The organism is uncultured Campylobacter sp. (genome assembly GCF_938017775.1).
Classification (GTDB): domain Bacteria; phylum Campylobacterota; class Campylobacteria; order Campylobacterales; family Campylobacteraceae; genus Campylobacter_B.
In genome coordinates this window covers 41,637-50,939 of sequence record NZ_CALIIU010000075.1, presented here as the reverse complement: position 1 = coordinate 50,939, position 9,303 = coordinate 41,637, and the positions used below count along the sequence as shown (strand labels likewise).

General features: G+C 42.4%; 9 protein-coding genes. 3 read left to right on the top strand and 6 right to left on the bottom strand.

Going from position 1 to position 9,303, the window contains the following annotated elements:
* Positions 1–238 precede the first annotated feature (238 nt).
* Positions 239–3,511, bottom strand: a complete 3,273-nt coding sequence (locus Q0537_RS09835) for a S8 family serine peptidase (RefSeq protein ID WP_299227698.1) — start codon at positions 3,509–3,511, stop codon at positions 239–241.
* Between the two features lie 241 nt (positions 3,512–3,752).
* Between Q0537_RS09835 and Q0537_RS09830 the strand changes: the two genes are divergently transcribed.
* Entirely contained in the window at positions 3,753–4,574 is an 822-nt protein-coding gene (locus Q0537_RS09830) for a DUF364 domain-containing protein (protein WP_299227695.1), read from the top strand.
* A gap of 135 nt (positions 4,575–4,709) precedes the next feature.
* Complete coding sequence (locus Q0537_RS09825; protein WP_299227691.1) at positions 4,710–5,393, top strand: alpha/beta hydrolase; 684 nt, start codon at positions 4,710–4,712, stop codon at positions 5,391–5,393.
* 446 nt (positions 5,394–5,839) lie between these two features.
* Here Q0537_RS09825 and Q0537_RS09820 read toward each other — a convergent pair whose 3' ends face one another.
* Both Q0537_RS09820 and Q0537_RS09815 read right to left on the bottom strand, forming a co-directional pair.
* A complete protein-coding gene (locus Q0537_RS09820; protein ID WP_299227688.1) occupies positions 5,840–6,025 on the bottom strand; it encodes a hypothetical protein in 186 nt (61 codons plus the stop codon).
* Between the two features lie 276 nt (positions 6,026–6,301).
* A complete protein-coding gene (locus Q0537_RS09815) occupies positions 6,302–6,877 on the bottom strand; it encodes a hypothetical protein (protein WP_299227685.1) in 576 nt (191 codons plus the stop codon).
* A gap of 60 nt (positions 6,878–6,937) precedes the next feature.
* On the opposite strand from Q0537_RS09815, the gene Q0537_RS09810 reads away from it, so the two are divergent.
* Positions 6,938–7,060: a hypothetical protein gene (locus tag Q0537_RS09810; protein ID WP_297948934.1), complete on the top strand. Its 123-nt coding sequence runs from the start codon at positions 6,938–6,940 to the stop codon at positions 7,058–7,060.
* A 157-nt stretch (positions 7,061–7,217) separates the two neighbouring features.
* Here Q0537_RS09810 and Q0537_RS09805 read toward each other — a convergent pair whose 3' ends face one another.
* The 3 genes from Q0537_RS09805 to Q0537_RS09795 are packed head-to-tail and all read right to left on the bottom strand — an operon-like array spanning position 7,218 to position 9,008.
* Entirely contained in the window at positions 7,218–7,985 is a 768-nt protein-coding gene (locus Q0537_RS09805) for a hypothetical protein (protein WP_299227681.1), read from the bottom strand.
* On the bottom strand, positions 7,982–8,131 hold the full coding sequence (locus Q0537_RS09800) for a hypothetical protein (RefSeq protein WP_299227679.1): 150 nt from the start codon (positions 8,129–8,131) through the stop codon (positions 7,982–7,984). Before Q0537_RS09800 ends, Q0537_RS09805 begins: the two co-directional genes overlap by 4 nt.
* Positions 8,132–8,180: 49 nt before the next feature.
* Positions 8,181–9,008, bottom strand: a complete 828-nt coding sequence (locus Q0537_RS09795) for a hypothetical protein (RefSeq protein WP_299227677.1) — start codon at positions 9,006–9,008, stop codon at positions 8,181–8,183.
* Positions 9,009–9,303 lie beyond the last annotated feature (295 nt).

The window sequence follows — 9,303 nt, the reverse complement described above, 5'->3', positions numbered from 1 at the left end:
CTACCCCATCAATATCGCTTGCTCGTTTGCCGCTTCGTCCGCGTTAAAATTCCAGACCGCACTCGCTCGTTAATTTTATACGGCTTTCGGCGTGAGGCGCGAAAATTATCGCCTTTAAAATGCGAAATTCACACCCCCTACGCCGTCTTGCCATAGAATTAAAAAATGTCTAATTCGATCCAAATTAAAACGCTTGGCTCAAAATTCGGTGCCACTGAAATTCATCGTTACCTTTCTACTAAAATTCCAGTCTAAATCTTAGTCCTATGCCGTTAGATTTAATATCGCTTCCATATGCTCCGACGTAGGAGAGCTTAAGCGTAGCACGGCTTGAAAGAGACGCCTCGATTCCTGCTTCGGCAGTCGTTAGGTTTTGTAACTTCTCACCTTTTAGCTGGGTACCACCTAGCCCGTTTACGTATAAATAAGCCTGCGGCTGCTTATCCGAAAAGAAGCGATTATATGCCACGTCTGCACTTGCTCTTAAACCTACTCCGCCGATTCTAAACGGAACGCTAGGTTTTATACCAATGCTTACGGCTTGTAAATTTCGCGTTTTGTTTTCAATGCGAATCAAAGAGTTGCTGACGTTATCTATTTTCGTGCGAGTATGCGAAACACCAGCATAGGGTTCTACACTAAAGCTGTCCGCGTTGCTAAAACCCATATAAGAAACCTGTGCGAATGCACTTAAACTAGAGGCATTTGAGCCTACATATTCGTAAGCTATAGGCGAAACCGATGAGATTAGCTTTCTATCTCGATCATATTTCGAATATATCGCACCGAAGCTAAATTTAACAGGTTCAAAACCGATGTTGGAATAAATTCCGCTATGAAAATCCTTGCTTTTGACTTCCTTGGTGCCGCTTATTTTATCGTCCGTACGCCCTGCGCCTACAAATACACCGACGCTTGAACTATCGCCGATTAAAGAGTCAATACCGATTAAATTTACGAACGAATCGGAATGTAATTTACCAATACCGGTATCTTTATCGGATTTAATTCGATTTGTGCCCGAAAAGATCCAAAATCTAGTGTCTTTATCAATATTTACAGCATTCGCGCCACCTCGGTTTTTAACGATGCTTGCCATCATTATGGAATTTATCGCGGAATTATTTGCCGCAGCGAATTCAGCATCATTTGCGAACGCGCTATAATACTCTCGCGCTTGAGCATGGTTTGAGCCTAAAATTTGCGTATAAATTCCGCTGCCGCGATTGGCGACGAGTAGATCTGCGAACGCCCTTTGCGAAGAGCTTAATGCGAAATCTTGCATACTCGTTCCACTTTGGATCGAAAGGCGTAAATTTGAGCCACTCGCCTCCTCTTTGCTCGTTTTGAAAAACGCATAGCTATCCTGAGTGCTCGCTAAATTTGCACCGCTAAATGTGCCCGTGGCGGTTAAAATTTTCTTAGAGCCGGGGTTGTCGACGAGGTTTTGAAGATCGCTAGTATGAACTTGCCCTGCTCTTAGTAATGAGCCTTGCTTAAAGCTCAAATTTAAATTATTCACGCCATCATTTACTACGAATGCACCACCGCTATTGATTGTCGCTTTTACCGTAGTTGCATCGCTTGCCTTGCTCACGCTTCGCCAGCCGTTCCTTTCAGGTATTCTATATACTGCAGAGTGCAAAATTTCAAGTTCACCGCCATTTTGTACATCGATATGTTTACTTTTACCGATTGATTGATTGAGTGCCGAAATTCTGCCACTATATATAGTAGTAGTTCCGGTGAAAGTGTTGTCGCCCGTAAGTGTTAAGGTGCCGCTGCCTCTTTTGATGAGCGCACCCTCATAGCCCTGTGCGGCCCGCTCGGCTCTCGCCTTCTCTCTTGCGGTCTCAAAAGTAAGCTCAGCTTTTTCCTCTGGGCTTAAATTTTGTTTTGAAGCAAGGACGGCTTTTCTTGCTGCCCAAACGGCTGCTTCGTTTTGATCCTCGATTTTTCTAAATTTGATAGCTTTATCAGATATATCGTTGCTCCATATATCGTCTTGATCCATAGTAATGTCGAAATTTCCTAAAAATTGCCCAGGACCAAACATTGCTTTGCCAAGGTCTAAGATACCCCAGCCCCAGACTTTGCTTGGTACGCCGAGCCCGTCACTGCCCCAGCGCTCCAAGGGTTGCCCTTCGTGACCTGCTCTAAGCGTAGTTTGTCTTGCGGTAGTAAGCATCGTATCGCGGACCTGTGCCGCATTCATATATGGATAGCGCTGGAATATGACACCTAACGCACCGCTTACGTGTGGAGCCGCCATAGAGGTACCACCCCAGCTAGCGTATGAAGCCTTTTTAGTTTTTAGATTTACGGTGGAGGAGTAAATATCTGCAGCGGGTGCGGCGATCGTCCACCATTTGGAATTTCCTGCGAGATTAAATCTCTGTGCATCACTTACTTCGCCGTTTGCGTTACTGCCGTTAGGATAGCCCCAAGTACCATTTTGTCCCGTGACATTTACCCAGTATTTTTCTGCATCAGGCCTAAAATACGGCAGGGCTGCACGAGTAAAAGACTCCGCCATAAGGCTTCTATTTCCTGCCGTAAAAACCTGAATGACCTGCCTTTTGACCGCTACTTCGTATGCGGCGTCTATGAAGCTTTTCTCGCCTTTAGTAACAAACTGATAGTAAGCTTTTTTGGCTGCGTTTAAGTCTTTTAGATACATATGATCTTTAGCGTTGTTAGTTTCAGTAACACTGATAGTATCTCTGATGTTCGTATTGTATTCGTTTATATGCCTTAAGCCGGAGGATGGTCTATAGCCCGTAGCGCCCGAGTAGGCGGAATTTACCTTTCTATTTGACCCCCAACTATTATTGATTACCCTAACGCCTGCATCGGCAAGCGCGTTGTAACCTTTTAGAAAAAAATTGTAATCCTGATTCGGTCCGTAAGTCATACCATCGTTGCCGCCTGTATTTGCGGAGTATAAATTCGACTTATACGCTACGCCGTGCATTCCGTTACCGTCCCTGCTTGCAGCCATAGTACCACTCACATGCGTGCCGTGGCTATCATTTACGCCTGCTTGCCACGAGCCATCGATGTCGAATTTTTCACCCTTTTTAAACTCACCCTTATTTGTCTCGTCGTATTCACTGCTTGAACCTGCCTTAAAGGGTGAATTGCCATATTTAGTATCGGGATATCTCATTCCGTCTTTATCGTATACGCCACTGCTTTTTACAATATTTATCCTTCCGCCTCCAAATTCTGGGTGGCTAAGCAGTACGCCCGAGTCCATAACGCCGATTTTTACGCCACTACCGTCAAAGCCTAGCGCATAAGCCGTAGAAGCATTCATTGAGGTTAAACCCCAATCTTTTTTATATTCGTCACTCTCCCAACTACTCGTATTACCGAGCATTCCCGTTTCGGTATAGGCGCCTAGACAAGTACCCGACAGCAGCAAACATGCCGCTATGGATAGCGTAGGTAGGTTTAAGCGCTCTTTGCAGTGCAAATTTGTAAATTTCGATGTTAGATCGTAATTCATAGATATCCTTTCGTAAAAAATTTATTTAATTATACATTGCTTAAAATTAAATATTAATTATTATAAATAAGAAATTTCAATTACAAATTTTAGATAATACCAGAAGGAATGAGCTTGCGTAAGTTAAACTTTTTATATATTACGGCATATAAAACAAATGCTCAACAAATAAATTTATATCAATACGGGCGCCGAAATTTTAAGCTATAATGGCGCTAAATTCCACATCAAAGGAGCGAAAATGAGCGAAATTTTAGATCAGACGCTAGAGCGTGCGAAAGAAATTTTAGGCACAGGGGCGCTGGATTTTAAGATCGAGCGCGCGGTCGTGGGGCTGTTTTTTAGCGGCGTGAAGCTGAGCGGAGGCGCGTGCGGGCTTAGCTATACGCCGCTAAAGTCCCTATCGGGCGCCGTTTGCTGCCCCTCGCAAGCAAGCGCGATGCCCGATTCCGGCAATATCGCGGGCAAGAGCGTGCGCTATCTGCTACGCGATCTGAGCTCTGCTGCGCCGCTTAAAAAGACGCTCGCGCTCGCCGCGCTAAACGCGCTTGGAAGGGCGTGTTTCGATAAAATCCGCGCGGATTACGACGTGAAATTCGGCGCCGATCCCTTTGAGCAGCTGCAGATCGAGCGCGGCAGCTTTAGCGTCGTCGTGGGCGCGCTGGTGCCCTACATCAAGACGCTTATGAAAAATGGTGCGGATTTTAAAATTTTAGAGCTTGACAAAAGTACGCTCAAGCAGGCCGAGCTGCCGTTTTACCTGCCTGCAAGCGAGGCTGCAAGCGTCGTGCCGCGCGCCGATAACGTGATAATCACGGCTACGACGCTCATCAACGACACGCTGGATGGGCTTTTGCGCCTGAAAAAAAGCGGCGCCAAGCTCGTGCTCGTGGGGCCCACCACGCCGCTACTGCCGCAGGCGCTGTTTGAGCGCGGCGTGGACTTTGCGGGCGGCACGCTCGTGCGGGATGCGGACGCGGTACTCGATATCATCGCGCAGGCAGGCTCGGGGTATCACTTTTTGGGTAAATTTGCCGATAAAATCACGATCTGCAAGGGCTAGTGCGCGGATTGAAATTTTAAAATTCTGCGCGCAAGCGGCTTTGCAGCGGATTTTTATAGATCTACGCGAACGTTTTAAGAAAACTTTTTTAAAAACGATGTAAAATGTCCGTTTTAGAAATGAGAGGAGCTATAGATGAATAGCAAAAGACGAAATGCGATGAAATTTAGCCTAGCGTGCGCAGCTTCGCTGCTTTGCGTCGGTACCGCCTCGTTTGGGGCGAGCTTAAATTCGAAGGAGAAAAATATGCAAAAGTGCGTCTATATCGTGCACGGCTACGACGCTTCGCCTAAAAGCCATTGGTTTGCCTGGCTCAAAGGCGAGATCGAAAAATCGGGCGCAAGGGCGGAAATTTTAACAATGCCCACGCCTGCGCATCCGAGGCTTGATGAGTGGCTGAAAACTCTGCGAGAAAGCGTAAAATTTGAAGGCGAAGTCTATCTGGTCGGACACAGCCTCGGCTGCCCTACGATCTTAAATTTCTTACAAAGCGACGCTTTGGGCGGCGCAGTAGAAGGGATCGTGCTGGTCTCGGGGCTTGCAAAGCCGCTTAGCGATCCGCAATTTAAAATTTTAGATGAGTTTATGGATAAGGGCTTTGATTTTGGGCGCATAAAAGCCGCCGCAAAACAGCGTGCGGTGGTTGCTGCGAAGGACGATTATATCGTGCCATTTAGCTTTAGCCGCGAGCTAGCGGGGCAGATCGGCGCTAAGTTTTACGAAGTGGAGAAGGGCGGGCATTTTTTGGATAGAGACGGCTTTACGAAGCTCGATCTTGTGTATGAAATTTTAGAAAAAATGATGAAATTAAAAGGCTAGATTTGGGGTAAACGCGCCCGCTATATCGGTATTTACTTCTGCATTTGCCGCTCGCGTTTTCTCTCCTGAAGCTTGGATTTGATTTAAAGAGCGGCAAAAATAAGACCTCTTCGTTAGCTGCAAAGCTCCGAGCTTGCATAGATAAGCCCGCGGTGCAATCGCCGTTTGCGAGGCGAGTTCTGCGCCGTTTTAAAATTTTGTAAATGTCGCAGCGGCATAAGGGTATTCTGCGCAAATGTCAAAATGCGACGGTAAGTAGGTTTCGGGTTACGGCGAGATAAAATTTAAAGAGCGCGCCAGAGCTTTTGCGACGATGAAATTTTAAAATTTTAAAGCAAGCGGGATGATGAAATTTCAAATCTCGCTTGGCCCGCGCGGGCTAAATCCGTGCCTAAGCCCGTGCTGCGCGAGAGATAAAATTTAGTGGGCGCGAAAGGCGCATAGGCTTAGCTTTTATTTTCGTTAAACATGTATGAGATCACGAAAACGAGCAAACAAACGGGCGCAACGATAACAAACGCTATACTCCAGACTGCCGCACGCTCGCCCCAAAAATACCCCGCCGCGAGGCATGTCAAAAACCCGCCGTAAAAAGCGTCGAGCGATAAATTTTCTACCGTAAAAAGTAGCAAACTAAGATTTGGTTTTTTACAAACAGCTTGCTTAGCTTAAAATTTTTATACCTTTTGAACAAATACCAAAGCAGCGCGCAAGCCAAAATTGCAAATATTGCCGTAAAAACAGCGATTCTAGGTGCACCTAACAAAGGCAAAACCGCCAAAATCAAAGCCGCTGCCCACCAAATAAGCAAGAAAACCACCCGCTAAGAGAGCAAATATCTCGCCACCCTGTGAAATTTATACCTTTGCTCTGCACTCACTATATCTTGCGCACTCCTTGACATTTTATCAGGGCATATCTGCCAATTCTTTTATCATACTCTCAACACTTTTGTCTATATCAGTTTTCGTAGTGCCGCAGTTATCAAATTCTAAATAACTAATATTTTGTTTAAGATCTGATTTGTGGTTCTCATACCAACTTAATTCTTTATTTATTTGCTCCATAAATTTTTCGTTATCAAAAAGATAGATATAAGTAAAAGCCAATTTATTTCTATTTAGAATTATGCCATCTCCATTATATAGATAATACTCATGCTCGCCTACCAATTGAATTATCGGAGTAGTAAATCCTGCACTATTTTTATCTAAATTTACGCTTATAAACTTCGGCTTCAAAACAATAGGCTTTAAATTGAGTAATTCAAAATAGATATATCTTGATTTATTATAAGAGATATTTCTATCTCGGTTTATTTCCAATACTTTATCATACGTTATTTTATTGCCGTACCCATAGGCAGCGTAATAATTCAGCATTTTATTATAGATATCTCTACATTCTTTGATGCCCTTAAATTTTTTACAATCGTTACTCCTCATCGTATAAAGAATTATTTTGCCTTTTTCTAAAAAATCCAAAATCGCTCTTTTATACAGCTCCTCTTTGGGCAAAATTCTATCCTCTTTTAGGCAGTATCCTTGATTGTATTTGTTGTAGTCGAAAGTAGAAACTATCACGAAGCCTCGCGAAGTGGAGTAGTCGGGAATTATACGGATAAATGCGGCACAGAGTATTATTATAAGAAGCAGCACTGCGGCTAGGATTTTAAATTTAAGTTTGCGAAATTTCATAATGATCCTTTAAATGCCGCCAGCGAAGCAAACGCATACTTCGCCGTCCTGTGAAATTTATACCTTTGCTCCGCATCCATCGGTCTTAAGTCCCGTAAATTTTTTAATAAAATTCATATTAGAGAATTTAGCGCCTCTCTATATCTCTACCGCCCAAATAATATTCTTCCAGCGGATAATTTATATTGCCGCAGTTATCAAATTTAAAACCTTTTCCGATACCAACTACGGCATTTTTTCTCTCTTTATAGTATTTCTTCACGATAATAAAATTTCCTCTCTCTCTCGTATCGCACAGATACTCCGAATGGTTAAATTGCATATAATTGCCGTTAAATATAGCAAATTTATCAAGAAACAAAGTACCTGTGACTTCTTTCTCGCCACCGTCAACCCTAACTATCGGTCTGTCAAATCCAACGCTCGTATCTTTCAAATTTATTTTTAAATATTTCTTTGGATTGGTTTTTTTAGCTTTTAATTCTTTCATCAGTATCTCCTCGGTCGTTTTTCCCTCTTGATAATATTTTTCTAATACTTCAAAACAATTCGATAAGTTTATATTTTCTAGTTCATAGTATGCAACCTCGTATCTACTGGACCAAAGACTACCGAAGGTTTTCAACCTATAAGCATCGATCATTTGGTATAATTTCACATTATTATCTAAATATGCTCCTCCCACTTTTTTATACAACTCCTCTTTGGGTAAAATTCTATCCTCTTTTAGACAATAGCCTTGTTTGTATTTGTTATAGTCGGAAAGAGAAACGACAGCGAAACCTCGTGAAGTGGAGTAATCGGGGATGATGCGGATAAATGCGGCACAGAGTATCGCCGCTAGAAGTAGTGTGCCAGCTAGCGCTTTAAATTTAATAGACCTGTAGAATTTCATATCGTTTCTTTTCTATCCATCCATTCGTTAGAGGCTAATTCTTTCGGACCAGGAGGAGTTTTCTTCCCCCACAAATAATAACTCAATATATCGGCGCCGTAATTACCCTCTAATTCTAATCTCAAATCAGTTCCTTTTTTGCCCATCTCTTATCCTTTTTCGGTTACATTCGTTAAGATAAAATTTCAACCAATCTTATCCGCCGTGAATCCACATATCCAGCTCCTGTTCCGCCGGAGCTTTGATATCAAAATTTATATTTCCGCAATTATCGTATGAGAATTTACGTCGTAGATTTTTCATATGAGTATAAGCCAAGACTTCGTTAAGGCTTTCTAAGTTCTCATATCCGTTTTTTATTCGTATTAAATTTTCTTTGCTTTTGATTTTTGTTAAATCTTCTTTATTGTTAAGCTCAATATACCAACTTATATAATCAGGTCTGGCATAATTCACAAAAAATTGATTCTCTTTTATTAAAAATGATTTTTCTAAAAACATTTTTCCGTTATGAAATGGATTTTTCTCTTCCGATAAGATAATAGGCTGTCTAAAGCCCAGAATTTCATCCTTATATACAAAATATTTTGATAGATCGGAGATATCTATTTGCGTCTTGTCTTTTATCTCATAATCAAAACTCTTTCTGTCGGTATTTTCAACTAAAAAATCAAACCAGTTTTCTTCATTGAAATCGCCGATTAGATAGAGCTTGGAGATGCGTGCCGTATAAAAACTATGGCCGAAAATTTTTATATCGTGCTCATCGATAATGGTATTTCGCAAAATTTCATAGTCGTAATATCTTTTAAAATAATTTATAGCGGCATTTTGAAGTAACTCTTCGTTGCTCAGAATTCTATTCTCTTTTAGACAATATCCCTTTTGATATTTGTAATAGCTAAAAATATTAACTATGCAGGAGCCCTGCGAAGTGGAGTAATCCGGCACGATGCGGATAAACAGGGCGCAGAAAAGTAGTGCCGCGGCTAGGATTTTAAATTTAAGTTTGCCAAATTTCATTACGATCCTTTAGGCGCCGCCAGCGAAGCAAACCGCACACCTAGCCGCCTCGTTAAATTTATACCTTCGCTCCGCGTTCATCGCCCTGAGCTTTTTAAATTTGAGATAAGCTTTAGCGATGCTCAAAGTTTTTCTACCTGCGCCAAAACCCCTTTGCATCGCTAAATTTCATATCTAACGCTAGCCAATTTTAAATCGCCACAACATTTAAATTTTTGGTTCTCGCGACGCTTAAATTTTCCCAGGCACGGCGCGTAAAATTCAGCGGCGCGCCGCCAAAAATTTCAGATAAATT